Raw genomic sequence first — 26,549 nt, 5'->3', positions numbered from 1 at the left:
TTTATATGCTTTTAAAATTTAATATTTAAACTAAGCCCAACACTACTTGTTGTAGGTAGGTTATAATATAATACACCTTGTGCAAAGTTACTTGTAGAATAACTACTTTCTGGATCGAAGTTTTTACTATCTCTAAAGAAAAAGAATAAATTTCTTCCTGTTAAACTTACAGACGCAGCGTTTATAAATGTGTCTTGTAATGCTTTCGATGATAATCTGTAAGTAGCACTTACTTCTCTTAATCTAGCATTTGTTTGGTCGTAAACATATTCTGATGCAACACCAGATGCAGATCCCCAATATTCTTGAGCAGTGATATTTGTTGTGTTTTGTGTTAAAGTACCATTATTATCTATAACACCATCTAAAGTTACACCTCCATCTCTATATTTTAAAGATCTAATAGATGCACCACTATTGTCTAAAGCTGCATCTGTTGCAGAATAAATTTGACCACCAATTCTAAAATCTACTAAGAAATTTAAACTAAAGTTTTTGTAATTAAATGTATTTGTAATACCTCCAGTAAAATCTGGCTGATAATTTCCTAATTTAACTCTTTCTGAAGTTGCTTGTGGACGTCCAGCAGCAGTTAATAAAAGTTTACCATCATCTGTTCTTAACCAATCTGTACCATAAATATCTCCAAAACCTTCGCCAACTTGTGCTCTTACATCTACAACTCCATTATTACTTGTTGTAAATTGGAAAAAGTCTTGCCCGTCAATTAAACTTTCTAATTTATTTTTATTTCCTGCAATGTTTGCAGAAATACTCCAGTCGAAGTTTTCGTTTCTAATTGGAGTACCTCCAATCATAACCTCAAAACCTTTGTTTGTAATTTCTCCAACATTTTGTCTAAAAAACTGAAACCCTGTTGCAGGATCTACTGGAACATTAAAAATTAAATCTTTAGAATTTATAGAATAATATGCGAAATCTGCGAAAAGCCTGTTTTTAAAGGCTTTTATTTCGAAACCAATTTCTGTAGATGTTACGTCTTCTGGTTTTAAGCTTTTACTAAACTTTGTAGTAGGAGCTGCAACTGATATATTGCCTAAATAACCATTTGCTGCAACGTTAAATAAATTTACGATTTGATGTGCATCTGTATCATTACCAACTTTAGCATAACTTAAACGTAATTTTGTAAAGTTTATGTTTTCAGATTCGATATTAAACATCTTATTTAAAAGCAAACTTAAACTTGCAGAATTGTAAAAATATGATCTGTTTTCAGCAGCTAATGCAGAAGACCAATCGTTTCTTCCTGTAATGTCTAAATAAGCCATTCCTTTGTATGATAAAGAAGCAGAACCATATAAAGAGTGTACTTTTTTCTCTACCAGTTCCGATTGCGATACTCTTAACCTTTCTGGATTCGTATTTGTGATGTATTGTTTTCCAGGTATCTTAAACTCTTCTCCATAAATTGATGAAAATTTAGATGTTGCATGTAATGCATTTCCACCAAAATTAGCAGTTAAACTAAAATCGTCATTTATATCTTTATTGTACATCATTAAGAAATCGTAATTAGTTTCTGATGTATCGTAAGTATTATAACCTAAAGTTCCTAATGGTTTAAAATGATGCCCAGTTGCTTGGTATCTTTCTGTTTGTTGGTCTATTACATCTGTACCAACTCTTACAAATGCTTTAAAATTACTGTTAAATTCGTATTGTGCTTTTGCAAAACCAGTAAATCTTTTTCTTGTATCTTCATTATTATCTTCGTTTAAAATCCAATATGGGTTACCTCCACTATTTGTTGGAGCAATTACACCATATCCTTGAGATAAATCTTGATAATTTTTTAAATCATTAATGTCTATATTTCTTCTTAAACCATATAAATATGCCATAATACCTTCTGTACCTTGACTTGCACGATTTTTAGCATCTTGTAAAAAGTAAGTAACTTTAGCATCTATAGAAAACTTATCTGTAATTTTAGAGAATCCTCTTAAATTAAAATTATTTCTATCTACTGAAGAGTTTGGTAAAATTTCGTTTATTTTAGAATTGGAATAAGAAAAACGTAGAGAAGAGTTTTCTGTTGCTTTACTAATTGCTATTGTGTTTACAATATTAGAACCTGTTCTAAAAAAGTTTTTAACATTGTTTGGTTGCGCAGAGTAAGCTCTGTTTTCTCCTGTATAATATAATTGTTGAGAACCATCGAATTTTGGCCCCCAAGATCCAGCACCTTTCAACTGGTTTAAGTCTGCTGCAAAAGCGCCATTAACTCCTGCTCCATATTGATTTTGATATTCTGGCAATAATAAAGGATCTTGCATAGAAATGTTCGAAGTAAATGAAATACCTAAACCTTTTCCTGTACCACCTTTTTTTGTAGTAATAAGAATTACACCATTACTTGCTCTAGAACCATATAATGCAGCTGCATTTGGTCCTTTTAAAATAGACATAGATTCTATATCATCTGGATTAATATCAGAAATACCTGTACCTAAATCATTTCTAGAAAATTCTGATGTTCCATTTCCATTTGCAGAACCATTTCCAGAGTTATCTATTGGAACACCATCTACTACATATAATGGTTGGTTATTACCTGTTATAGAGTTATTTCCTCTAATAACAACTCTAGTACCTCCAGCAGAACCAGATGTAGACTGTGTAATTACAACTCCAGCTACTTTACCTGCTAAAGAATTAACAACATTGGCTTCTTTCGCTAAAGAAACTGATGCTCCTTTTAAATTGGAAACAGCATAACCTAAAGATTTTTTCTCTCTGCTAATACCTAATGCAGTTACTACAATTTCGTCTAATTGATTTTCTCCATCTTCTAGAGAGACATCAATTGTATTAGATCCTGTTACAGTTACTGTTTTCTCTTTCATACCTAAGTAAGAAAAGCTTAAAACATCGCCAACGTTTGCTTTAATGGTGTATTTCCCATCAAAGTCTGTTTCGGTTCCTTTTGTTGTACCTTGTACAATAACGCTTACTCCAGGTAAAAGTGCTCCATCTGTTTTTGATGTTACTTTACCTGAAATCGTTTTTTCTTGGGCAAATCCATTATTGGAAAAAGCCAAAGAAAAAATTACAATTAGTGTGTAAAATTTTTTCATGAATTGTTTGAATTAATTTAGTTTATCTTCAATAAATGTATGTTTAAAACATATTAATGCAAAAAAAAATATACAAACAACATTAAATTAACAACGAATAACATTTTTTTAGCTATAAACTAAATATTGATTTCTGTACAATTCTTTTTTGTTACTTTTACTCATAACTTTAAAATAAATACTGTTTTTTTTTGAAATTACCTTTAATAAATACCAGCTATAAAATCCCTGTTAAATATCATTTTATATTTTGGGGAGGCTATTTTATTTTAAATTTTATTAGATGGGGAAGCTATTTTAATGACTACTGGTATTCTATAAAATCGAACTTAGTAGAATTTCCATTACATATAATTATTGTCTATTTTAATATCTATTATTTATTTCCAAATTTTATTCTCAAAAAGAAATACTACACCTTTTTCTTATATTTTATTTTTTCGTTAATATTACTTTATTTCGTTAGAACTGGTTTTAACTATTTATTGGTATCAAAAAATATTTGGCCAGAGGCAGAAGGTATTCAAGAAGCATTTACTTTTAACCATGTTCTAGCAGTTGTTCTAGGTGAGATTTATGTAATTGCATTTGCTTCTACCATTAAATTGATGTTAGATTGGATGTACGAAAAAAATAGAGTAGATAATTTGCAGGCGATGCAACTAAAAACAGAACTACAGTTTTTAAAAGCACAAATACAACCGCATTTCTTTTTTAATACTTTAAATAATTTATATGCATTAACATTAACGGATAACAAACAGGCATCTGACGTTGTTTTAAAATTATCTGAAATAATGGAATATATTTTATACGATGCTAAAGAACCTAAAATTAGACTTTTAAAAGAGATAAAGCACATTCAAAATTATATAGATTTAGAAAAATTAAGGTATGATGATAAATTGATTGTAGAGTTTACAATGCAAGGAGCCATTAGTAATCAAAAAGTACCGCCTTTACTTTTTTTACCTTTTATTGAAAATTGTTTTAAACACGGTTCTAAAGAAAATGAGAATTTAGAAATACTAATTGAATTCGAATTAACACCCAACAATCTTCTAAGATTTTCTGTAGCAAATAATTACAACCCGACTGTAAAACAAACCAAGAAACATGGTATTGGAAACAAAAATATAGAAAGAAGATTAGAGCTTCTATTTAAAAATAAATATACTTTGTCTAAAGTGAAAAAAGACGATAAATATATAGTAGATTTAACCATACAACTATAACATCTGTTCAAATGAAAATAAACTGTATAATTATAGATGATGAACCACTTGCGATAAAAGTGGTGGAAAGCCATTTAAAAGAGTTTCAGAATTTTGAAATTTTAGCTACTTTTAATAATCCTGTTAAAGCTTTATCTACATTACAAAATAAAGCAGTTGACGTTTTGTTTTTAGATATTAATATGCCTAAGATGTCTGGTTTAGATTTCGCAAAAACATTAAATCCAGATATTCAAATTATTATTACAACAGCCTACAGAGAATATGCAGTAGATAGTTACGATTTAAATGTTTTAGACTATTTAGTAAAACCAATTCCATTTAGTCGGTTTTTAAAAACAATTAATAGAATTACAAAAAAAGTACAAATTAAAAGAGGAATAAAAACCAAGGAAGAAGACATAAATAACGATTCCTATATTTTTTTAAAGGTAGAAAAAAAGCTTGTAAAAATTAAATTTGATGATATCTTATACATTGAAAGCCTAAAAGACTACATAAAAGTATTTACAACTATCGATAACTATGTAGTTCATAAATCTTTAACTAGTATTATTGAAGAATTACCAGAAGATCGTTTTTTAAGAATTCATCGTTCATTTGCTATTGCTATAGATAAAGTTAAATCTGTCGAAGGAAATTTAGTAGAAATAAATACGAAACGAATTCCTATTGGAAGAAAATACGTAAACCACGCTAAAAAAATTATACTGAATACAGATTAACAAAAACCTCTCTTTATCTCATTTAAAAACTTGTTTAACATCTATTTGCTGTTATTGGCAGAATTAATTTAGCTTTTACATAGTTAAATGTTACATTTCGATTATCTAAATGTCTTTAACTATGATAAAAAAAAGAATTGAATCTGTAGATATTTTAAGAGGTATTACTATTTGTGCAATGATTCTAGTTAACACTCCAGGAACTTGGAGCGCAGTTTACCCTCCATTATTACATGCAGAATGGCATGGATTAACACCAACAGATTTAATATTTCCCTTCTTTTTATTTATTGTTGGAATCTCTATCTTCTTTGCTTACAAATACAAAAACCCATCAAAAAATATTTATAAGAAAATTGCCATAAGATCTCTAAAACTAATTGGTTTAGGGTTATTTTTAAACCTTTTTATTCCATATTTCCCTTTTTTAAAAGATTTTGAAACACTTCGTTTTTTAGGTGTATTGCAAAGAATTGGAATTGTCTTTTTTATCTCTGCAATTTTATATCTTCATTTTAATTGGAGAGTTTTAGCAGGAATTACAGTTTCTATTCTTATTATATATTGGGTTTTATTAGGTTTTATTTCAATGCCAAATGGAACTTTACCAACTTTTAACAGAGCACCAAATAATTGGGCAATGTACATAGATTCCAATATTTTAGGAAAACATATGTGGCAACCAGATTACGATCCAGAAGGTCTTTTAAGTACTATTCCATCAATTGCCTCTTGTCTTATAGGTGTTTTGATAGGAACACTTTTAGATCAACTAAAAAACGTAAAACCACTACTTCTTATTTCTCTCGTTTTTTTAGTTTTAGGCTATACTTTAAATGTATGGTTCCCTATAAATAAAGCAATTTGGAGCAGTTCTTTTGTTTTAGCAACAAGTGGTTGGGCAACTTTAATATTAGCAGGAATTTATTATTTAGTAGATATAAAAAACATAAAGTTTGGAGGTGTTTTTAAATATGTTGGTATGAATGCAATTACCATCTATTTTCTCTCTAGCTTTATCTCTAAAACTTTCTATTTAACCAAAGTAAGCGAAACAGAAAATATCCATTCTTTTTTGTTTAAGAATATGTATGCTCAATCGTTTTTTAGTACTGAGTTTTCGTCTTTATTATATGCAATTACAGTAGTCGTTTTTTATGTACTTTTAGGCTATATTCTCTTCAAAAAGAAAATTTTTATAAAAGTTTAAATCGATAAAGCATTTATAAAACCAATGGTTTGTTTGTTAAACGTTTCTGGTTGCTCTACGTTTACAACATGACCACAATTATCCACAACAAAAAGTGATGATGTTTTGTGTTTAGAAACAATATTTTTAATGGAAGGTAAAAACAAATGATCTTCTGCTCCCATTACATATAATGTAGGAATTTTAATATCTTTTGTTCTAAAAAAACGCAAAAGTGGATTTATTTCTGAAGTCAATTTAAACCAACGTAAAAATTCTTTTTGGTATAATTTTTTGGCTTCGTTTACAAACAATAATCTCGATTTCTTGTGATTTTTCTTCGGCATAATAATAAATGCGAAGAGTTTGTACAATAGCATATAAGGAACCACAGATTTAAAGATATTACCAACTTTCATTAGTACTTGAGATCGGAAATTCAATTTGATAATTGCACCACCCATAATCATACTTTGTACTAATTCTGGTCTTTTCTCAGCCAAATTTCTTATTAAAATTGTTCCCAAAGAAATTCCGATAAAATGCGATTTTTCAATCTTTAAATGCTCAATTACCTCAACAATATCATTGGTAATAGAATCGAAAGTATATTTAGACTTAAAAGTGTCTTTTAGTTTTGGTTTACTGTTTCCATGACCTCGTAAATCGAGAATTAAAACATTAAAATGTTTTTTAAAGTCACGTACTTGCTTAAACCAAATTGAACTACTTCCTCCTGCACCATGTACAAAAGTTACCCATTCTTTAGAAGTTGTATGAGGATATGAATAGTAGTTTAACAATAGAAATTTTAATTAAGTTAAGTGTAAAAATAATGTTTTTATCGTTTACAAATCTTAAATAGCAACTTATTAACGTTTTATCCTTAATTTCTTATTTTTTTATCTCTAATTTATAACCAACTCCATGCACATTTATCAACTTGATATTTTCGTCTTCTTTTAAGATTTTTCGGAGTTTAGAAATGTAGGTATCTAAACTTCTACCAACAAAAACGCCATTATCTTCCCACACTTTTTTTGTGAGTTCTTCTCTTTTGATAATTTTATTAGGATTCGCCACAAAGATTTCTAACAACTCACATTCTTTTTTAGATAAGTTGATTTCAATTGCTTTTTTAACCAATTTATTTTGCTCTGGAAAAAACTGAAAAATACCCAAATGTGTTCCATTTTCTGGTACTATTTCTTGTGTTTCTAAAGTTTTTTTATCCGAATAAAATTTTCTGTAAAGAATTCCTAAAATCAACGGAATAAAAATGTAAAACAACCACATATAATTAGAAGAAGTTTTTAAACCTAAAAATTTTACTTCAATTTGATACTTATTTTCTGGTAAAAATCTTCCTGCACAAGGAATAATTGTTTGCTCTTCTTCAACATTTATCTCGTAACTATAAGCCACTTCTTTTGAAGAAATCTCGATAACCTCAACTCTGTAATTTTTATGAAAATTTGTTTTATCGAAAACGGTTTTTATGATTTCAACTAACGTATTTGGCTCGAACGAAAGTGGTTTTTCAAAGGAAATTTGATATTTAAAATCGTCAATTTTTAAGATTGGTAAAATTAAAGAAACAGAATCTTTATTAGCCAACAATAACTGATTTCCAACTTCTCTTAATGCAATTTTTGCACGTTCAGAAAAATCAGTTTTGTCTTGTTTTGGTTTTACAAAACTCCAAAAACCAAAAACAACAATTGCCAAAATTAATATTGATAAAACCTTGTTTTGCTTCATAAGTGGTACAAATAACCTACATTTTTATCAATTTTTGCAACTGTTTGGACTTCTTTTACATTTTTTTGACACTTTTTTTCTGATGTAGAAATAGTTTTACAGAAAAATCAAGGAACACGTTTTGTGAAAATCTCAAAACACCTTTAAAATGTCTTTCCTGCGAAGGCAGGGACCTAAAATCTAAATCATTAATTATGAAAAAAAGTATTTTATTCATTGCAATCACAATTCTTTCTATTAACTTTTCTATTTCGCAAGAAAAACTTCCAATCGACATTCAAAAAAGCACGATAAAATGGATTGGAGAATACACTTTCTATTTTGGAGGACATGATGGATTTATAAATTTTAAAGAAGGTTATTTCATAAAAGAAAATGATGTAATTTCTGGTGGCGAATTTATTATTGATATGAATTCAATTATAAATACCGATATTGAAGAACAGAAAGGAAAAAACAGTTTAGTTGATCATTTAAAAGAGCCAGATTTTTTTGATGTGAAAAAATTTCCATTGGCAACTTTAAAAATAACAAAAGTTGAATATCATGATAAAATAAGTGCAAGATTAGAAGCCGATTTAACGATGAAAGGAATTACAGAATCAATTAATTTTCAAGCAAAATTCGACTATAAAGAAAAAGAAATGAAAACACGTTTTAAGATAGACAGAAAAAAATGGAAAGTAAACTATGAGAGTAAGTTTAAAGACGGTGCAATTTCTGATGCAATCGGTTTTGAAGTTTCAATAAAATTATAATTATGAAAATAGATACATTAACCCTAAAATTAATATGTTTTACTCTATTTATTGGTTTTTACACCTCTTGTAATTCACAAAAAAAGAATGCTAAAGTTGAGAAAATTATAGAAAACACAACCCAAATTGCAGACTATGTTGTAAGTATTTTCGAAGACTCGAAAAACAATCTTTGGTTTGGTACTTTAGAAAAAGGAATTGCAAAATACGATGGAAAAAAACTAACTTTTTTAACTACAAATAATGGTTTACCCAGCAATAGAGTAGTTTGTGTAGTTGAAGATAATAATGGCTTTTTATGGTTTGGAACAGGTGCAGGTTTGTCTAAATATAATGGAAAAACATTTACAAATTATAGCAAAAAAGATGGTCTTTGTAGTGATGCAATTAGTAATTTAATAATCGATAGCAAAGGTACTTTATGGGTAGGAACTTGGAATGGTGTTTGCACGTTTAATGGTGATACATTTACAAATTTTACATTGCCAAAACCTATCATTAAAACAACACCAAATAAGGATACTGAAAATTGGATTACCCAAATTATGGAAGATTCTAAAGGAAATATGTGGTTTGGAAAGGATGGATATGGAGCAAGTAAATTTAATGGGAAATCGTTTGCTCATTTTACAAAAAAAGATGGGCTTTTTTCTAACAATGTGCAAGAAATTACAGAAGACAAAAACGGAGATATTTGGTTTGGTACAAGAGTCGCAGAAAAAGACAATGCAGACCCAAATAAACGTTTTGGAAAAGGTGGAGTACAAAAATATGAAGATTCAAAATTTATAAATTTCCCTGAAATAAAAGGTTTTACAAAGAATGATGTGTATCAAATTTTTAAAGATCGCACAAACAACTTATGGATTAGTACTTTAAAAAATGGTCTTTATATGTTTGATGGAAAAACATTTAAAAATTATAAGATTCTAAAATCTACCATGAGTGTTTTAAAAGATAGAAATGGTACTATTTGGTTGGGTTGTGCAGGTGGTCTATATAGAATTAATGGAGAAGAAATTGTAAATGTTACCACAAATGGACCTTGGAAATAAAAATATAAAAATGAAAAAATCGATACTAATACTATTTACATTATTTATTTCTGTTTCAGCTTTTTCACAAGAAACTGAAACCGAAAATCTAATAAAATTAGACAGCACTTGGGGAAAAGAAATGTTTCCTTTTCCTATTCGTTTTGCAAAAAACATCAATTATACTGGAGTTGCAGAAGTTCGTTTTCCGCCAAAAGGTTGGCGAACTCCAGAACATACCCTTTTTTGGTCTTATACCTATGTTTGGTCTATTAATTTTGATGAAAAAATTACTGCAAAACAACTAAAACAAGATTTAGAAAAATATTTCGATGGTTTAAATGATGTTCGAGATAACCATAATATCGAGCAAAAAGCAACTGCAACTATACAAAGAATAAATAAGAAAAAATCAACCACATTTTTTGAAGGAAAAGTAGATACCTATGACCATTTTGCAACAAATAAAAGAATCGTTTTAAATGTAAAAATTGAAAGCAATTATTGTAAAAAGACTCAAAAGACGGTTATTTTATTTAAGTTTTCTCCGAAAGAATTTAAACATAAAGTTTGGGAAACTTTAAATGATATTGAATTGGTAAATAAATTCTGTAAAAAATAAGAGCATGAAAAAAATATTTTTAATTCTGTTTTGTTTTAGTGTGAACCTGCTATTATCTCAAGAAACAGAAGAGTTTTCAATTCTTAAAAATACCAAAAATTGGAAAAAAGAAATTATTAAATTTCCTATAGATTGGGCACCAGATTTAAAAGTCTCAGGTTTTGAAGAACTTCGCTTTTCGCCAAATTGGGCAGATGCTAAAAGTGATGAATTCTGGTCTTTGGTTATTGCTTGGAAAATAGATGCAACTGCTATAATAACTATTAAAGAAGCAGAACATAATCTTAAAAGTTATTTCGATGGTTTAATGAAACCAAATCATTGGGCGAAAGAATTTCCGAATCCAAAAGTAAAGTTTAAAAAGGATAAAAACTCACCAAATAATTTTACTGGAGAAATGACTTTTTTCGATGGTTTTCATACTGGAAAAGTAATTACTGTACATATAAAAGGAGAACAGTTCTTTTGTAAAAAACAGCAAAAAAACGTTACTGTTTTTCGATTATCTCCAAAAAACTCGAAACATAAAATTTGGAAAACCTTGCAAGAAATTGAGTTAAATAAAGTATTTTGTGAAAAATAAAAACATAAAAAAAGACGAGCACTTCTGCTCGTCTTTTCAACTAATTAAACTTAAAAACTACTCAACTATTAAAGTATATTGTGGTGTTTTATTAAAAGGACAAAAGTATTTATAAGTCCCTTTTTTAAGTGTTACTTTTTTAGAAGATTCTGTTTTACCATGCTTAACCATTTGGGAAACATAGGCGTTTTTTATATGGTTTTCTGGTTTTTTTCCATCTTTACCATCTTCAATTAAAACCAAACCTACTTCTGGAGAAGCGTTGTTATTGGTTACTTTAAAAACATACGTTCCTTCAGATAAAGTAATTTGCTTTTGTGTGAATTCTCCTTTTGTTTGTTCTAATGAAACTGTTTTAACTTCTTGTGCATTTCCATTGAATGCAAAACCTACTACGAATACTAAAATTGCGATTATTTTTTTCATGATTGTTACTTATTTATTATTAAATTGAAATTGATTATAGATTCCTGTTTTCACAGGAATGACAGTTTTAAAGGAACCTCGAAGAAAAACTTCGAGGAATTCTTTCCAATTAAACTGTTTCTAAAATATCTGATACTTCTACTGCTGGAAAATCTACAGCTACTTCTGTTGTTCTGTGTAAATAGTTTGTAATTGTAATTTCTCCTACTAAAATAACTGCATCTGCAACGTTTCCTTTTGTGTAACCTTGCTCGAATAAGTTTTCTAAAATTACTTGGTCTGTTGCTCCTCTATTTAAAGCGATGTTTCTTGCAAATTTTGCCAAAGCATCTAATTTTGTGTCAAAAGAAGCTGTTCCTGCTCTTAATTCTAAAATTTGGTCTTCTGTAAAACCGTTCATTTTACCAATTGCAGTGTGTGCAGATAAACAATACACACATTCGTTTACTTGACTTACAGCCAAATTAATTACTTCTTTTTCTTTTGCTGAAAAGCTTGTTTTTCCATTTCCTATTGCTAAAAAGTTTGCCAAAGCTGTTTCACTGTGTGCAAAAGTTGCATATAAATTTGGTACAAAACCTAATCCTTTTTCTAACTGATTAAAAATTGCTTGGTTGTTTTCTGATACTTCGTTTTTTGTTGGTACATTAAATGTGCTCATAATTTTTTGTGTGCTGAATTTAGTTCAGCATCTTTTTATTGGTGTTAAACTTTATTTATTTTATGCTGAACTTGTTTCAGCATCTTGTTACTATTATTTTCTTGTCATTTCGACCTTGTGGAGAAATCTTTTTATTAAATTATTAAAATCGAAATTTCTCAATTCCACTATTTGCTTCGCAAGGTACTTTCAATCAAAATATATTTTGATTTCAGCAATATTCGAAATGACAAATTGCTATTTGCAATCGCAAACTTGTTGTTCTGGATTTTGCTCATCATACGTTTGGTAACCCCAACAGTTTGGACATTGTGTTTGTTCTATTGTTTTCATAATTGTTATATTTTACTTGTTTGATTCCTGCCTACGCAGGAAAGACAATTTTAAAGGAGTTTTGAGATGCTCTCAAAAACACTTTTCGTTTTGATACTGCAAAGATGCAACCAACATGAAGGTTTAAAAATGGACAAAAGTTCCTTCTGTTTGGACAAGGAAATATCGTTGGCAAAAATGCACGCGTGAAGGATTGAACAAGTTGTTTGAGCTCTTTTTAAGTTTGATAAAACTTAAAAAAGCGAGTTGTGAAAGCCTGACTTTTTTCTTTTTTGAAAAAAGGCACGCCCTAATAAAAAGATGGATGCTAATGTTCCTTTTTAAATTGAAGTGGAGACTTGGAAATTGCCTTCGTAAAAAAGCGTGTAAAATAGGCAGGATCGTTAAAACCGAGCTCGAAAGCGATTTCTTTTACGGTATTATCTGTATAAATTAACTGACGTTTTGCTTCTAATAAAATGCGATTTTTAATAAATTCTGAAGGTGTTTTTGTACCCAATTTCTGAAAGTGTTTCGTGACAGATTTTGGCGAAATTCCTAATCTATTTGCATAATCTGTTACAGAATGTAGCTTTTTAAAATTCTGCTCTACCAACAAACTAAAATCTTTAAAAAGACGGGTTTCTGTGTCTTCTTTTATAACGTGATTTTCCTTTTTTACACGAACTGCGTGAATGATAAATTGTTTTAAATAGGCCTGCAACATGTCATATTGTGCAGTTTCGTTTTGCTGAAATTCCTCCACCAAACTCTCTAAAATAAAGTTGAGTTTTGCTGTATCTTTTTCGCAAGGTTTTACAAACGGAGTTTCATAAATATTGTTGAAGAGAATTCCGTTACAAGCTACTTCTTTATCATGTGTTTGTATGCAGTAAAAATCTCGCACAAAAGTAAGTTTATAGGCTGTTTTTATTTTTTCTGAATCGACTGAAAAAACTTGTCCTGGAGAAAGAAAAAACAACACATTATCGTCGAAAGAATATTCTTCAAAATCGATATTATAGGTTCCTTTTCCTTCTTGAATCCAATAAATAGCATACGCGTTTATTTGTTCGTTATGATTTATAGTACACGCTTTATCAAACTGAACTGTGCTTAATGAAAAAGTGTCTTTAAACGAATATTTTGTAATGTCTTGAACTGCCAAATTGTGGTTTGTTTTTTTGTTGGTCGTAAAATATTTAGAAAAATTAAAAAATTACTTTCTATTAATCAAATTCAACCCAAAAAACACCAAAATAGCAGGAATTACCCAACCTAAACTTGAGTTTGCCAATGGAATTATATTTTTAATGCCCACTAAATTTTCTCTTGGAATTACAAATCCTAAAAAATCTGGAATACTAAAAATAAACGTCACTAAAACTACACCTCTAAATACCAATTTAGATGCATATTTATCAGGAACAATATTCAATAAAATCAGTACAATAGTTATTGGATATAAGAACATTAATGCTGGCACTGCTAATGTAATAATGAAATCTACCTGATAACTTCCCACAATAATTCCGATTATGGAAGCAATCGCAGCAGTAATTATATACGCTTTTTTAGAATCGTTGGAAATTCCTTTGATGTAATCTGCAGTTCCTGTTACAATACCCACTGCTGTTGTAAAACACGCTAAAGCCACCAAAACACTTAAAAAAGTAGTTCCTAAATGTCCTAAAGTTTGTGTGCTTAAACTAGATAAAATTTCAGTTCTGGAGGCGCCTTCTGCAAATGTTGAACTAAATAAAGATCCACTTAAAATTAAACCTCCGTAAATTAATAACAATCCTGCTCCTGCAATAAAACCAGCTTTTCTAATGAGTCTTCTTTTGGCATCGAAAGTTGTATGCGAACTATAGTTTAAAGAGATAATAATTACAGCTCCAACAACAACACCCCCAATTGCATCAAAAGTTTGATAACCTTCTAAAATTCCGTCTACAAAAGGTGTTTTAAATGTGGATGGATTTACAGTTCCTGATGAAGTAAAAAATGCAATTCCGATTATTATTAGTAGAATCAGCACAATAATTGGCGTTAAAAACTTACCAATTAAACCAATTACTCTTGTCCTGTTTATGGCAAAAATAAAAACCAACACAAAATAAATTACACTTGTTAAAAGTGGTGTAGTTTCAAAAAATGGTTGCACAGTCATTTCATGGGTAACTGCTGCTGTTCTTGGTGATGGAATTGCAATGGCAATACTGTAAATTAATAAACAATAAACCGTACTAAAAAGAGGTGAAACTTTTTTACCAAAATCGTACAAAGTTCCTTGTAATTTTGCGTGTGCAAAAATTGCCAAAATAGGAATTGTTACTGCAGTTAGTACAAAACCCAACACAACAATCCACCAATCTGCACCAGAATTTGCGCCCAAAGATGGTGGTAAAATTAAATTTCCTGCGCCAAAAAAGAGCGAGAAAAGTGCAAAACCGGCAATCCAAATTTCTTTTTTTTTATTCAATTTAATTGACTTTTTTAAGGTTTAAATGTTCGAAATCGAAACTGAAATCGGTAATTGGTGCTACAAACTTCATAGTTGCACTTTCTGCGTTTCCTTTCTCATTAAAAGTAAAGTTTACAAAAACATCAGCATCGAAACTTCTGTTATTCCATTTTGCAACGTATGTTGTTTGGTTGTAAGGTAATAATTCGCCAGAAATATCAGTAGATCTTTTACTTTTTATGGTGTATTTATTGCCATCAAAAGAAATCACAACATCACCAAACCAAGCATCGTTATAAGTACCCAAAATCTGACTCGGTTTTGGTAAACTTTTATTGTTTTTAGCCAAAGAAACTTTTTTGTAAACGCTTGCTTTTATACTATCGTTATATTTTAGATAATTTGCATTTCTATCTCCATAGGTTTTTATCCAATTTCTGTCTTTATAGCCTAAATAACTGTCTTTTATCGTGTTTGTAATCGTGTTAAATGCGTTTCCATTCATTTGGTTTGTGAGTACAATAATTCCTAAATCTAAATCAGGAATCATAGTAAATTGTGTAACAGTACCTAACAAACCACCTGTGTGATATACTTGTTTGTGTCCGCCTTTTACATCCGTTAAAAACCAACCCAAACCATAACCTCTAAAATTGGAATTGTACCAATCGTTTTTACCTACTTTTAAAGGTGTTTGCAATTGCCAAAGTTCATGAAATTGATTTGAACTTAACAAGCGTTTTCCATCTGAAGTTACAGCATCATTCATTAAAAATTTTGCCCAAGTAAGCATGTCTTTTACGTTACTTACAATTCCTCCTGCAGCGTTTGCTGTTTCGCTCCAATCATGAGGAATTTGCACAACTTTTCCTTCAGTTCTTGTATGCGCATCAATAATATTTGTACGATTTGTAACTCTGTTATAAGACGCTTTACTGTTGTTCATTCCAACAGGTTTCATAATTTTTTGTTCGATAAATTCTTCCCAAGAAAGTCCACTTACACGTTTTAAAACTTCCCCAGCAATTATAAACATATTGTTGTTGTAAGCGAATTTACTTCGGAATGAACTTTCTGGTTTTAAGTGTTTTACGTTTTTGATAACATCTGTAACAGTAAAATCGTTTCCTTCAGGGAAAAACATTAAATCTCCTGCACCTAAAGCCATTCCACTTCTGTGTGTAACCAAATCTCTAACCGTAAATTCTTGTGTTACCCAAGCATCATATAATTGAAATTCTGGAATGTGTTTTCTTACTTTATCATCCCAATTTAATTTGCCTTCATCTACCATCATTGCCAACGCAAAACATGTAAAACCTTTACTGTTGGAAGCAACACCAACCAAGGTATTTTCGTTCATGTCTTTTTTTGTGGTTAAAGAACGAACTCCATAACCTTTTGCGTAGACAATTTCGCCGTCTTTTAAAATTCCGACAGAAATACCAGGAACATCGAAAGTTGTAAGCGTTTTTTGGATTAATTTGTCTAATTTTTTATCTTGAATTTGAGCAGAAATAACTGTTGATGATAACAGAAAAGCGAAAATGAATCCTTTTATAAATTTCATGATTGTAGAATTATTTTTAAACGTGAAATATACATATTTTTGATTGATGCAAAAATCAATCACTTTTAAAAACGCGAACATTTCTTTTTCTGATGAAGGAAAAGGAACTGCAGTTGTCTTAATTCACGGTTTTTTGGAGAATTCTACTATGTGGAAAGACATAATTCCTAAAATTTCTAAAAGAAATAGAGTAATTACCATTGATTTATTAGGTCATGGAAAAACAGAATGTATTGGGTATTCTCATTCTATGGAACTTTTTGCAGAAACAATTAAAGCTGTTTTACAACATCTAAAAATTAGAAAATATATTTTGGTTGGCCATTCTTTAGGAGGTTATGTTGCATTGGCTTTTGCAGAAAAAAACCCGCAGAAAGTAAAAGGTTTGTGTTTAATGAATTCCACTTCCAATGAAGATGATGTTGAACGTAAAAATTTACGTTTACGTGCCAACAAAATGATTCAGAATAACTTTACAAACATGGTTAGAATGTCTTTTTCGAATTTGTTTGGCGAAGAAAGTAGAACCAAATTTAAAAAGGAAATGAAATCGGCTTTACATGAAGCATTGCAAACTCCAATTCAAGGATATATTGCAGGACAAGAAGGCATGAGAATTCGCCCAAATAGAAATGATGTTTTAGCAGAAAATGACTTTAAAAAGCTGATAATTATTGGTAAAAAAGATCCTGTACTAAATTATAAAATATCTTTAGCAGAAGCTGAAAAAACAAATTCTGAAGTTGTTGTTTTTAATGATGGACACATGAGTCATATTGAAAATAAATTGGAATTAATTGAAGCTTTAAAGAGTTTTGTGAAAAGCTTTTGACCATTATTTTCTTTAAAAATTCTAATTAATGTAACTTGCAACTCCTACAAAGAAGATAAAAATTATGCGCAATAATAAATTACAGAATTACATAAAAAACGTGTTAGAAAATATGCCAAAAGATTGGTTAAATTTAACAACACACAGATTAGATATTTATAATGAAGAATTGGCAAAAACCGAATTTATAAATCAATTTGAAGCTTTATTCAACACTAATAATTTTGATAATTCTACGCTAAAAGAATTACCAACTGCGTACGATTATATTCGTTTAGGACATCCTTTATCTTGTGTTTTAGAATGGATTATTGGGAATTTACATGGATTAAATTCAGAAAACATTATTAGTTTTTCATCTGAAACAATGCCTGTTTTAGCAATTTTAAGAACCAATTTACTAGCCAATAAAAAAACTCGAATTTTATATTCTAATAAAATTCCTGAATCTTTTAATACTGAAATTTTAAAAAGTGTTTATGGTTATCAATTTGAACTGAAAAAAGTAGAAAATACTTCAGAAATTGCTGAATTTGATGGAAGTACCATTTTTATTGCATCACAAAGTGAAATTACTACGCAAAATCTACATTCAAACATCGATTTCTACATCAATATTTATAAAAATTTAGGTAGTATTTTATTGATAAATGGACAAGAAAATGAATCTTATATTTCCGACATTCAACACGTAAGAAGAAGAGAAACTATTGCAATGACACCTTCTAATTGTTTAATTGCGTTGGAATCTTTGGTTGAAAATACGCCTTTTATCAATAATAATGATGATTTTGAAACGAATAAAAAGAGTGTTTTAAATTCCATTAAAAAAGTTACAGAAACTACTTTAAAACCTTTGGTGGGTTCAAGTGGTTTGTCTGTTCAATATGCAATAATGATGGGATTAGTGCATCACGCACAGGAAAATCATCCTAAAAAAGCGATTAAATTTATTGTTCCGCCAAATTGTTATGGAGGCACAAACGACCAAGCAAGACGTGTTGCTTCTTGTGATGCAAATGTGGAAGTTGTGGATTTGCCTGTTGATGGCGATAATGATATGGTTCAGAGTATCAATACAGTTTTGGAGAAAATCGCCAACGAAGATGCAATTCCTTATATAATTGCAGAAATTCCTACAAATCCAAGAGTTGAAGTTCCAGATTTAATCAAATTAAAGGAAGCTTTAAGCAAAGAACGTACAAATGCAAATGGCGAAATTGCGATTGACCCTGTTTTTATTTTGGACCAAACTTTTTGCCCAAATGTTCATTTTTTAGGTGAAGGCGAAATTCTTTCTTCAGTTAGAACGATTTCTTATGCAAGTGGTTCTAAATTTCCAAGTGGTGGAAAATGTACAGCTGGCTATGTTGTTGGAAACAATAAAACAGTAAAATTGATGGAGAAAATAGAAATCCACCTGAATCTTTGTGATAATGAAGCCACAGATATTCAAATGGAAATCTTGGCAAAACAAATGCCTTCAATGAACCAAAGAATTAAAGATGCGTATAAAAATACACGTGAATTTGTAGATTTTATTCATGAAACTTTACCAGAAGCGAAAATAAATTTTGTTTCAGAGAAATTGGCAAAACAAGATTTTACGCCATCAGTTTTTTCTTTGGATTTACCAACAAAAGGAAATTCTGCCGAAGAAAAGGAAGAATATAAACGAGAACTGAATCATAAATTAATCCATTTAATGATTACTGAAATTCCTAATGAGAGTAAGTATTGTGTAAGTTATGGACAATTAAAAGGCTGTTATTGGACCATTCCTGCAACCTCAACTCAAGGAACTACAAAAGAAGGCGATAAAGATTATATTGCCAGAGTTTCGCTTTCTCCAGATTTAGATTTAGACCTTCATAAAAAAGTGTTTTTAGAATTTGTGGAAGGGATTTAATCTGTTTTAAGCTAATATTCATATCAAAAACTAAATAATTATGAAACGCATCTTAATTTTCTCCTTTATTGTTCTATTTGCTTCTTGTACATCTCAATCAAAAACAGAACAAACAGATTTTATAAAAGATTATTTGGAGCGATTAGAAAACTCAAGAAAATATTTAGTTTTAGTTGCTGAAGAAATGCCAGAAGACAAATATGGTTTTAAAGCAACACCAGAATCTATGAGTTTTGCAGAAAATTTAATGCACATTACTTGGGCAATGGATTGGCATTGTCAGTCTTTATTAGGAGAAAGAAAAGCAAGAGATTGGAACACAGACAACACTCTAAAAGTAGCTAATAAATCGAAAGCCGAAATGATTGCAACCATCAATAAAACTTTTGATGAAACCATAAAATTTATAAAAGAATTTGATACTTCTAAATTTAACGATCGTTTAGATTATTTAGGTTTAGATAGAAGTAAAAGACAAATTTTACTGCTACTTTCAGACCATGTTACGCATCACAGAGCTCAAATTTTGGTCTATTTAAGATTGAATGGAATAAAACCTCCAAGATATGTTTTGTATCAATAATTAGAAAAAAAATAAAAATCATTAAAATGTTTTTTTATTACTAAACGATTGTTTAGTTTTGTAGCATTATTAAAACAATGGCTAGAAAAAAACAATATATAGAAGAAGAAGTTATTGACAAAGCAATGCATTTGTTTTGGCGAAAAGGCTATGAAAATACATCTATGCAAATGCTTGAAAAAGAAATGGGCATAAATAAGTTTTCTATATATTCTAGTTTTGGTAATAAACATGGTTTGTTTTTAGAAAGTTTAAAAAGCTACAATTCTAAAAGAAAAGCAATGTTCGATAAATTTAAAAATGCTTCTAATGGCGTTGAAGATATTAAACAATTTTTTTATGATTCTGTAGCCGTTTGTAATGAGAATGGCAATGAAAAAGGTTGTTTAGTAACCAACACATATAATGAGTTTTCTACAAGTGAAGACGAACTAGTAAACAACCAAATTAACTCTTTTATGGATAATCTAAAAAGTTTATTTATAGAAAAATTAAAAATGGATTCTTCTAAAAATGAAGAAACAATTAAAAAAGAAGCAAACTTTTTAGTGTTAGCAAAACATGGTTTAGCAGCTGCAACAAGAGTAAATAACAAAGAAGAAATAAAGGATTATATTGAAATGACATTCAAAAATATCTAACCTTTTTTTTAACAAATAACTAAACGATTGTTTAGTTTAAATAAATATTATAAATTGATAAAAATTATGACAACATTAAAAATTCATAACATTGAAACTGCGCCAGAAGGTAGCAAAACATCATTAGAAAATTCTCAAAAAACATTCGGAATGATTCCTGGTTTACATGGGGTTTTAGCAGGAGCTCCTGGTATTTTAGAGGCCTATAAAACCATTCATCAACTTTTTGTAGATTCTTCATTTAATAATGACGAATTAACAGTCGTGTGGCAAACCATTAACGTAGAACATGAATGTCATTATTGTGTGCCTGCTCATACAGGTATTGCAAAAATGATGAAAGTAGATGATGCTATTTCAGAAGCTTTACGAAATGAAACACCACTTGAAAGTCCTAAATTAGAAGCGTTACGTACATTTACGTTAACAATTGTTCGTAATCGAGGGCATGTTACTCAAGAAGATTTGAATGCATTTTATGCAGTTGGTTATAACGAAACTCAAGTGTTAGAAATTATTTTAGGATTATCTCAAAAAACAATCAGTAATTATGTAAACCATATTGCTAATACTCCTGTAGATGCAGGATTTAAAAAGTTTGCTTGGACTAAAGAAAATACGAAAGCTTAACTACAAAAAAGATTATCAATTAAAACCTTCCATTAAATTGGGAGGTTAATTAAAAACATAATTCTTAATGGAATTTAAAATATAACCAATGAAAAAGTCAATAAAAATAGACATTGTTTCCGACGTTGTTTGTCCTTGGTGCACTATTGGATACAAACGTTTGGAAAAAGCAATCGCAGAATTGGGTATTCAAGATCAGGTAGAAATTGAATGGCAACCTTTTGAGCTAAACCCTAACATGCCAGCAGAAGGACAAAATGTACAAGAACATATTGCAGAAAAATATGGTGCTACTCTAGAACAACAAAAAGAATCGCAAAAGCAAATGGTAGTAGCTGGTGCTGAACTTGGTTTTACATTTGATTATTTTGACGACATGCGAATGGCAAATACTTTTAACGCCCATGTTTTATTAGAATATGCAAAAGAATTCGATAAACAAACCGATTTAAAAATGCAATTAACAAAAGCCTTTTTTAGCGAACGAAAAGATGTATCAAAAGAAGATGTTTTAAGAGAAGCTTTATTAGAGGTTGGGTTAAATGTTGAAGAAGCTTTAGCTAAATTATACAACGAAGAAGCACGCAAAGAAGTAAGAACTAAACAAGACTATTGGAAAAATCTAGGAGTTAATTCTGTACCTACAATTGTGCTTAATAATAAAAGTGCTATTACAGGTGCACAACCTGTAGATGTATTCAAGCAAATTCTTTCTGAAGCAATTAAAGAAAATAACTAAAATAAAAACATCAATAAAATTATTATCCTTTATTATTAAGAGGGAATTTCAAATTAAAGATACTATGAGTTATTCAAAATTAATGTCTGCAATTATCTTCAGCTTGTTTTTAACAGCCTGTGGAAAAAAAGAAACCAAAATAAAAGAAACAAATAAAACAATAGAAGTTCAAACACCAAAATTTCAAAATAAAGGACATGAGCTAGTTTATAAAATGACCCAAAAAACCGGGAGTTATCAAGATTTATTAAATCTTAAAGACATCATTTTCCATTACACATATAGAACTCCAGACCAAAAAGAAGATGTTTCTATTGAATCGTATATTTTTAATGGAGAATTGTCTCATGGTACATATTTAAAACACGAAAGAACCTTGCCAGAATTAAAAGGAAAAATGGAACAAGGCTATAATGGAAAAGACTTTTGGGTTAAAATAGATGGAAAAGAAGTTACAGATAAAAATGCAATTGAAAGCGTTACTTTTACTCGTAAAACCAATTTTTATTGGTTTGCAATGATGCAAAAATTATTAGACCCAAACATTAATTATGAATTTTTGAAGCAAGAAAATGTAGAGGGAAAATTATACGATATTGTTAAAGTTACTTTTACAACAACTGGAGATGAAGCTTCCGACATTTATCAACTTTATATTAATACAGAAACTAATTTAGTGGACCAATTTTTATTTACTGTAGTATCTAAAAATGTTACAGACCCAATTTTAATGCGAGTAAAATACGAGAATATAAATGGTGTTTTGTTAACTACATATCGTAAATACACAAAGTCGGACTGGGAAGCAAATGTTCTTAAAGATGTTTGGGTAGAAGAGATTACAAAAGACGTTAAGTTTAATCAGAATTTAGATAAATCCCTTTTTAGTAATTAGCAATATTACTAGAAAATTAAAAAGCGCAAATTATTAATTTGCGCTTTTTTTATATATTATTTTTATGCTATTTATTCATTTTTCATAGCATTCCAACCTTGTGCTTTTAGCTCAATTTCTTGATTGGCTCTTGTAACCAAATTTAAACCTTGGTTTTCTGCAGTAACATGTCCAATAATAGAAAAATTTGGGTTTCCTTTTATTTTTTCGAAATCGGCAATTGGTACTGTAAATAAAAGTTCGTAATCTTCCCCTCCACTTAAAGCAACCATTGTAGAATCTAACTCAAATTCTTCACAAGCAGAAATTACTTGTGGGTCTAAAGGCAATTTTTCTTCATACACTTTACAACCTACTTTACTTTGTGTACAAATATGAAAAAGTTCCGAGGAAAGTCCGTCAGAAATATCTATCATCGAAGTTGGCTTTACTTCTAATTCTTTTAAAATTCCAGCAACATCTTTTCGAGCTTCAGGTTTTAACTGTCTTTCAATTAAATAGGTATAATTGTCTAAATCTGGCTGATTATTTGGATCTACCTTAAAAACTTGTTTCTCTCTTTCTAAAACTTGTAACCCTAAATAAGCTGCACCTAAATCTCCAGAAACTACAATTAAATCTGTTTCTTTAGCTGTGTTTCTATAAACAACATCCTCTTTATCAACTTTACCAATTGCGGTTATAGAAATTAAAATTCCTTTGGTAGACGATGTTGTGTCTCCACCAACTAAATCAACATTATATGTATTACAAGCTAATTGAATTCCTGCATACAATTCTTCAATAGCTTCCAAAGTAAAACGATTAGAAACTGCAATTGAAACCGTAATTTGTTCTGCAAAACCATTCATTGCATATACATCAGATAAGTTAACCATTACAGCCTTATAACCCAAATGCTTTAATGGCATGTAACTTAAATCGAAATGCACACCTTCAATTAACAAATCTGTTGTAACCAAAGTTTGTTTTTTGGATGCGTCTAAAACTGCTGCATCATCTCCAATGCCTTTAACTGTTGATGAATTTTCAATTTTAAAATATTGAGTAATATGATTAATCAAACCAAACTCACCAAGTTCAGCCAATGAGGTCTTTTGTGTATTTTTATCTTCTAACATATTGCAAAGATAATTACAATAAAAAAGAATACAGAATTACTTTAACAGAGATGTATAAATAATTTGCCTTAATTATGTTTATTTTTGATTGTTATTAGGTTTCGAACCATAGTGAATCTTTTTTTTGTAATCATTTTGAAATACTAAAAAAAAGATAATTTCGTTACCTTGTATACAATTTACATATATTTTTAAAAATAAATTATAATGAAAAAAATGCTCCTTCTTTTAATTTTAGTTGCACTTAGTTGTTCTAAAAAAGATGTTTTTGAAGCAGATAGACAAATAATTATAAACCCTGTTGCCAAATGCGAAAATGGTTTTGCTGGGGAATATCCTTGTAACGATTACGATTTGTTAACACATATTTCCTTAGAAGAAATTGCAGGCGAAAATACAGTTGGTAACGATAGTTGGGGTTGGGTAGATCCTTCTACCAATAAAGAATATGCACTAATTGCTACAAACAAAGGAGTCTCTTTTATAGATATTACAGATCCTGCAAAAGCAATAATTTTAGGTTTTTTAAAAACAAGAACAGAAAACAGTTCTTGGAGAGATATAAAAGTATATAAAAACGTTGCATATATTGTAAGTGAAGCGAATGATCATGGAATGCAAATATTCAATTTAAGTAGATTGGAAGAAGTTACAAATCCACCAGTAGAATTTACAGCAGATAGAGAATATACTGGCTTTGGAAGCGCACATAACATCGTTATTAACGAAGAAAGTGGTTTTGCATATGCAGTTGGAACAAAAACCTTTGCTGGTGGGCCACATTTTATCGATTTAACCAATCCTTTTGAAGTTGTAGCGGCAGGAGGTTTCGAGCAAAGTGCGTATTCGCATGATGCACAAGTGGTAACATATAATGGACCTGATTTAGATTATACAGGAAAAGAAATTCTTATTGGAAGTAATGAAAACGAAGTGGTAATTGTAGATGTTACAGACAAGGAAAATCCTGTTAAAATCTCTGCTATAAGCTACTCAAATATAGGTTATACCCATCAAGGTTGGTTTACAGAAGATTCTAAATATTTTATTTTAGGAGATGAGTTAGATGAAAGAGATAAAGGAGTAAATACAAGAACAATTATTTTCGATTTTACAGATTTAGACAATCCTATTTTTCATTTCGATTATTTAGGGAAATCTGCAGCTATCGATCATAATGGATATGTAAAAGGAAATTTATTTTTTCAGGCAAATTATACTGCTGGAGTTCGAATTATAGATATTTCAGATATAGCAAATAAGAGCTTTACAGAAATTGGTTTTTTTGACACCTATCCAGATAACGACAACACTGCTTTTAATGGAGCATGGAATGTGTACCCATATTTACCAAGTGGAAATATTATTATTAGTGATATAAATCGCGGTTTATTCGTTATTCGAAAAAGCAAATCTTAATATATTTTGAAAAATATTTTACTGGTTTTTGTCTGTTTATTATTTTTTAATTGTTCTAATGATGATGGGATTGCATTTAAAAACAACGAAAATTTAGTTCAAGAAATTACTGTAAAAACATTAGGAGGTTCTAAAAACGATGTTGCAAATGCAATTGCAAAAACTACTGATGGTGGTTATATTATTGCAGGTTATACTCAAAGTAATAATAGCGATATTTCTACAAAAACAGACGAATCTTTTGATTTTTGGGTTCTTAAATTTTCGGCTGATAATTCTTTAGAATGGAAAAAAAACTTTGGTGGTTCAGAAGATGATAGAGCTGCAGATATTATTCAAACAAAAGATGGTAATTTTGCTATTTTAGGTTACACCAGAAGTTCAGATGGTAATGTAACTTCAAACGCAGGTTTTCAAGATTTTTGGTTATTGAAAATCACTTCAACAGGAAATTTACTTTGGCAAAAAACATACGGCTTTTCTGGAGCAGATTATGGAACTTCTTTATTAGAAACAAACGATAACGGTTTTTTAATCACTGGTGTTTTAGATGTTTCTGCTTCTGGAGGACAAGGAAACGCAAAATCGTCTGGATCAAAACACGCAGGTGGCGATTATTGGGTGATTAAAACAGATAATTCTGGAACTTTAGAATGGAGTAAATATTATGGTGGTTCTTTTACAGATGCACCTTTAGGAGTTGTAAAAACAGCTGATAATGGTTATATTTTAGCTGGTTCTTCCGATAGTAACGACTTCAACATAAAAAACAACAAAGGAACCTATGATTTCTGGGTAATTAAAATTTCTGAAACTGGAGATTTACTTTGGGAGAAAAGTTTTGGTGGTTCCGAAATTGACGAAGCAAGAGCAATAACTGCCACAAATGATGGTAATTTTATCGTTGTTGGCGACACCAGAAGTTCCGACAAAGATGTTGCAAAAAATAATGGTGCTGCAGATGTTTGGATCGTAAAAATAGCTCCAAATGGAGAAATTATTTGGGAAAAAACAATTGGTGGAACGAGTTTCGATGTTGCAAGGTCAGTTTCAAAAACACAAGATAATGGATTTATTGTTGCTGGAAGTTCCAGAAGTTTAGACAATGGTTTTTCCAACAATGGGCAAAATGATGCCCTCGTTTTAAAAGTTGATAAAAACGGAAAATTATTATGGCAAAAAACAATTGGTGGCTCAGAAATCGACTTTTTATACGATGTTGTAGAATTAGACAACAAGTCAATTATTGCAGTTGGCGAAAGTAGTAGCGCTGATTTTAATATTTCTGAAAATAAGGGTTTTACAGACGTATTAATTATTCAAATTAAATAGAAAA

At 29.8% G+C, this 26,549-nt stretch carries 25 protein-coding genes; 16 read left to right on the top strand and 9 right to left on the bottom strand.

The window, feature by feature from the left end; translation table 11 throughout:
* Positions 1-11: 11 nt before the first annotated feature.
* On the bottom strand, positions 12-3,101 hold the full coding sequence (locus H9I45_RS10995; RefSeq protein WP_088352570.1) for a SusC/RagA family TonB-linked outer membrane protein: 3,090 nt from the start codon (positions 3,099-3,101) through the stop codon (positions 12-14).
* A gap of 191 nt (positions 3,102-3,292) precedes the next feature.
* On the opposite strand from H9I45_RS10995, the gene H9I45_RS10990 reads away from it, so the two are divergent.
* The 3 genes from H9I45_RS10990 (at position 3,293) to H9I45_RS10980 (ending at position 6,271) form a co-directional block, all read left to right on the top strand.
* Entirely contained in the window at positions 3,293-4,336 is a 1,044-nt protein-coding gene (locus H9I45_RS10990) for a sensor histidine kinase (RefSeq protein ID WP_228454869.1), read from the top strand.
* Between the two features lie 11 nt (positions 4,337-4,347).
* Positions 4,348-5,061 (top strand): LytR/AlgR family response regulator transcription factor, encoded by a 714-nt coding sequence (locus H9I45_RS10985; protein WP_088352569.1) that lies wholly within the window; start codon positions 4,348-4,350, stop codon positions 5,059-5,061.
* A 121-nt stretch (positions 5,062-5,182) separates the two neighbouring features.
* On the top strand, positions 5,183-6,271 hold the full coding sequence (locus tag H9I45_RS10980) for an acyltransferase family protein (protein WP_317043367.1): 1,089 nt from the start codon (positions 5,183-5,185) through the stop codon (positions 6,269-6,271).
* On the opposite strand, the gene H9I45_RS10975 is transcribed toward H9I45_RS10980, so the two are convergent.
* Positions 6,268-7,053 (bottom strand): alpha/beta fold hydrolase, encoded by a 786-nt coding sequence (locus H9I45_RS10975; protein WP_088352568.1) that lies wholly within the window; start codon positions 7,051-7,053, stop codon positions 6,268-6,270. The genes H9I45_RS10980 and H9I45_RS10975 overlap by 4 nt on opposite strands.
* A 91-nt stretch (positions 7,054-7,144) precedes the next feature.
* Positions 7,145-8,011, bottom strand: coding sequence for a winged helix-turn-helix domain-containing protein (locus H9I45_RS10970; RefSeq protein ID WP_088352566.1), 867 nt, complete (start codon positions 8,009-8,011; stop codon positions 7,145-7,147).
* A 194-nt stretch (positions 8,012-8,205) separates the two neighbouring features.
* Here H9I45_RS10970 and H9I45_RS10965 point away from each other — a divergent pair, with 194 nt between their 5' ends.
* The 4 genes from H9I45_RS10965 to H9I45_RS10950 are packed head-to-tail and all read left to right on the top strand — an operon-like array spanning position 8,206 to position 11,008.
* Positions 8,206-8,769, top strand: coding sequence for a YceI family protein (locus H9I45_RS10965; protein ID WP_088352565.1), 564 nt, complete (start codon positions 8,206-8,208; stop codon positions 8,767-8,769).
* 2 nt (positions 8,770-8,771) lie between these two features.
* The gene (locus H9I45_RS10960; protein ID WP_088352564.1) at positions 8,772-9,824 is read left to right on the top strand and encodes a ligand-binding sensor domain-containing protein; all 1,053 of its coding nucleotides are present in this window, start codon (positions 8,772-8,774) and stop codon (positions 9,822-9,824) included.
* Between the two features lie 10 nt (positions 9,825-9,834).
* Positions 9,835-10,425 (top strand): hypothetical protein, encoded by a 591-nt coding sequence (locus H9I45_RS10955; RefSeq protein WP_140422718.1) that lies wholly within the window; start codon positions 9,835-9,837, stop codon positions 10,423-10,425.
* A gap of 4 nt (positions 10,426-10,429) precedes the next feature.
* Positions 10,430-11,008, top strand: coding sequence for a hypothetical protein (locus H9I45_RS10950; protein WP_140422717.1), 579 nt, complete (start codon positions 10,430-10,432; stop codon positions 11,006-11,008).
* Between the two features lie 57 nt (positions 11,009-11,065).
* Here the strand turns inward: H9I45_RS10950 and H9I45_RS10945 are convergent, their stop codons facing one another.
* From H9I45_RS10945 to H9I45_RS10925, 5 genes are all read right to left on the bottom strand, one after another.
* Positions 11,066-11,434, bottom strand: a complete 369-nt coding sequence (locus tag H9I45_RS10945) for a cupredoxin domain-containing protein (protein WP_088352560.1) — start codon at positions 11,432-11,434, stop codon at positions 11,066-11,068.
* A 109-nt stretch (positions 11,435-11,543) separates the two neighbouring features.
* Positions 11,544-12,095: a carboxymuconolactone decarboxylase family protein gene (locus H9I45_RS10940; RefSeq protein WP_088352559.1), complete on the bottom strand. Its 552-nt coding sequence runs from the start codon at positions 12,093-12,095 to the stop codon at positions 11,544-11,546.
* Between the two features lie 640 nt (positions 12,096-12,735).
* A complete protein-coding gene (locus H9I45_RS10935; protein ID WP_088352558.1) occupies positions 12,736-13,575 on the bottom strand; it encodes a helix-turn-helix domain-containing protein in 840 nt (279 codons plus the stop codon).
* A 51-nt stretch (positions 13,576-13,626) separates the two neighbouring features.
* Complete coding sequence (gene brnQ, locus H9I45_RS10930) at positions 13,627-14,892, bottom strand: branched-chain amino acid transport system II carrier protein (protein WP_088352556.1); 1,266 nt, start codon at positions 14,890-14,892, stop codon at positions 13,627-13,629.
* Position 14,893: 1 nt separating this feature from the next.
* Positions 14,894-16,444 carry a serine hydrolase gene (locus H9I45_RS10925; protein ID WP_088352555.1) on the bottom strand — a complete coding sequence of 517 codons (1,551 nt, stop codon included), beginning with the start codon at positions 16,442-16,444 and terminating at the stop codon, positions 14,894-14,896.
* A gap of 46 nt (positions 16,445-16,490) precedes the next feature.
* Between H9I45_RS10925 and H9I45_RS10920 the strand changes: the two genes are divergently transcribed.
* The 7 genes from H9I45_RS10920 to H9I45_RS10890 all read left to right on the top strand — a co-directional run bounded on the left by H9I45_RS10920 (position 16,491) and on the right by H9I45_RS10890 (position 22,673).
* Positions 16,491-17,276 carry an alpha/beta fold hydrolase gene (locus H9I45_RS10920; protein WP_088352553.1) on the top strand — a complete coding sequence of 262 codons (786 nt, stop codon included), beginning with the start codon at positions 16,491-16,493 and terminating at the stop codon, positions 17,274-17,276.
* Between the two features lie 64 nt (positions 17,277-17,340).
* On the top strand, positions 17,341-19,185 hold the full coding sequence (locus tag H9I45_RS10915) for a PLP-dependent aminotransferase family protein (protein WP_088352552.1): 1,845 nt from the start codon (positions 17,341-17,343) through the stop codon (positions 19,183-19,185).
* Positions 19,186-19,225: 40 nt separating this feature from the next.
* Entirely contained in the window at positions 19,226-19,768 is a 543-nt protein-coding gene (locus H9I45_RS10910; protein WP_088352551.1) for a DinB family protein, read from the top strand.
* 77 nt (positions 19,769-19,845) lie between these two features.
* A complete protein-coding gene (locus H9I45_RS10905; RefSeq protein ID WP_088352550.1) occupies positions 19,846-20,409 on the top strand; it encodes a TetR/AcrR family transcriptional regulator in 564 nt (187 codons plus the stop codon).
* 66 nt (positions 20,410-20,475) lie between these two features.
* Positions 20,476-21,039, top strand: a complete 564-nt coding sequence (locus H9I45_RS10900) for a carboxymuconolactone decarboxylase family protein (RefSeq protein WP_088352549.1) — start codon at positions 20,476-20,478, stop codon at positions 21,037-21,039.
* An 88-nt stretch (positions 21,040-21,127) separates the two neighbouring features.
* Positions 21,128-21,778: a DsbA family oxidoreductase gene (locus H9I45_RS10895; RefSeq protein ID WP_088352548.1), complete on the top strand. Its 651-nt coding sequence runs from the start codon at positions 21,128-21,130 to the stop codon at positions 21,776-21,778.
* Between the two features lie 64 nt (positions 21,779-21,842).
* Positions 21,843-22,673: a hypothetical protein gene (locus H9I45_RS10890; protein ID WP_088352546.1), complete on the top strand. Its 831-nt coding sequence runs from the start codon at positions 21,843-21,845 to the stop codon at positions 22,671-22,673.
* 71 nt (positions 22,674-22,744) lie between these two features.
* On the opposite strand, the gene thiL is transcribed toward H9I45_RS10890, so the two are convergent.
* Positions 22,745-23,794 (bottom strand): thiamine-phosphate kinase, encoded by a 1,050-nt coding sequence (gene thiL / locus H9I45_RS10885; RefSeq protein ID WP_088352544.1) that lies wholly within the window; start codon positions 23,792-23,794, stop codon positions 22,745-22,747.
* A gap of 207 nt (positions 23,795-24,001) precedes the next feature.
* On the opposite strand from thiL, the gene H9I45_RS10880 reads away from it, so the two are divergent.
* Complete coding sequence (locus H9I45_RS10880) at positions 24,002-25,213, top strand: choice-of-anchor B family protein (protein ID WP_088352543.1); 1,212 nt, start codon at positions 24,002-24,004, stop codon at positions 25,211-25,213.
* A 6-nt stretch (positions 25,214-25,219) separates the two neighbouring features.
* Positions 25,220-26,545 carry a hypothetical protein gene (locus tag H9I45_RS10875; RefSeq protein WP_088352542.1) on the top strand — a complete coding sequence of 442 codons (1,326 nt, stop codon included), beginning with the start codon at positions 25,220-25,222 and terminating at the stop codon, positions 26,543-26,545.
* Positions 26,546-26,549: the final 4 nt, after the last annotated feature.

The sequence above is a fragment of the Polaribacter haliotis genome (assembly GCF_014784055.1).
In the GTDB taxonomy this organism is placed as follows: domain Bacteria; phylum Bacteroidota; class Bacteroidia; order Flavobacteriales; family Flavobacteriaceae; genus Polaribacter; species Polaribacter haliotis.
This window is presented reverse-complemented; position numbering and strand designations above follow the sequence as displayed.

Bases quoted from the DNA above. Each gene is read 5' to 3' on its own strand.
- H9I45_RS10890 (WP_088352546.1), top strand. From the start codon at position 21,843: ATGAGTTATTCAAAATTAATGTCTGCAATTATCTTCAGCTTGTTTTTA.
- H9I45_RS10920 (WP_088352553.1), top strand. From the start codon at position 16,491: ATGCAAAAATCAATCACTTTTAAAAACGCGAACATTTCTTTTTCTGAT.
- H9I45_RS10905 (WP_088352550.1), top strand. From the start codon at position 19,846: ATGGCTAGAAAAAAACAATATATAGAAGAAGAAGTTATTGACAAAGCA.
- thiL (WP_088352544.1), bottom strand. From the start codon at position 23,794: ATGTTAGAAGATAAAAATACACAAAAGACCTCATTGGCTGAACTTGGT.
- H9I45_RS10895 (WP_088352548.1), top strand. From the start codon at position 21,128: ATGAAAAAGTCAATAAAAATAGACATTGTTTCCGACGTTGTTTGTCCT.
- H9I45_RS10945 (WP_088352560.1), bottom strand. From the start codon at position 11,434: ATGAAAAAAATAATCGCAATTTTAGTATTCGTAGTAGGTTTTGCATTC.
- H9I45_RS10955 (WP_140422718.1), top strand. From the start codon at position 9,835: ATGAAAAAATCGATACTAATACTATTTACATTATTTATTTCTGTTTCA.
- H9I45_RS10910 (WP_088352551.1), top strand. From the start codon at position 19,226: ATGAAACGCATCTTAATTTTCTCCTTTATTGTTCTATTTGCTTCTTGT.
- H9I45_RS10900 (WP_088352549.1), top strand. From the start codon at position 20,476: ATGACAACATTAAAAATTCATAACATTGAAACTGCGCCAGAAGGTAGC.
- H9I45_RS10925 (WP_088352555.1), bottom strand. From the start codon at position 16,444: ATGAAATTTATAAAAGGATTCATTTTCGCTTTTCTGTTATCATCAACA.
- H9I45_RS10995 (WP_088352570.1), bottom strand. From the start codon at position 3,101: ATGAAAAAATTTTACACACTAATTGTAATTTTTTCTTTGGCTTTTTCC.
- H9I45_RS10980 (WP_317043367.1), top strand. From the start codon at position 5,183: ATGATAAAAAAAAGAATTGAATCTGTAGATATTTTAAGAGGTATTACT.
- H9I45_RS10960 (WP_088352564.1), top strand. From the start codon at position 8,772: ATGAAAATAGATACATTAACCCTAAAATTAATATGTTTTACTCTATTT.
- H9I45_RS10940 (WP_088352559.1), bottom strand. From the start codon at position 12,095: ATGAGCACATTTAATGTACCAACAAAAAACGAAGTATCAGAAAACAAC.
- H9I45_RS10950 (WP_140422717.1), top strand. From the start codon at position 10,430: ATGAAAAAAATATTTTTAATTCTGTTTTGTTTTAGTGTGAACCTGCTA.
- H9I45_RS10880 (WP_088352543.1), top strand. From the start codon at position 24,002: ATGAAAAAAATGCTCCTTCTTTTAATTTTAGTTGCACTTAGTTGTTCT.
- H9I45_RS10915 (WP_088352552.1), top strand. From the start codon at position 17,341: ATGCGCAATAATAAATTACAGAATTACATAAAAAACGTGTTAGAAAAT.
- H9I45_RS10985 (WP_088352569.1), top strand. From the start codon at position 4,348: ATGAAAATAAACTGTATAATTATAGATGATGAACCACTTGCGATAAAA.
- H9I45_RS10965 (WP_088352565.1), top strand. From the start codon at position 8,206: ATGAAAAAAAGTATTTTATTCATTGCAATCACAATTCTTTCTATTAAC.
- H9I45_RS10970 (WP_088352566.1), bottom strand. From the start codon at position 8,011: ATGAAGCAAAACAAGGTTTTATCAATATTAATTTTGGCAATTGTTGTT.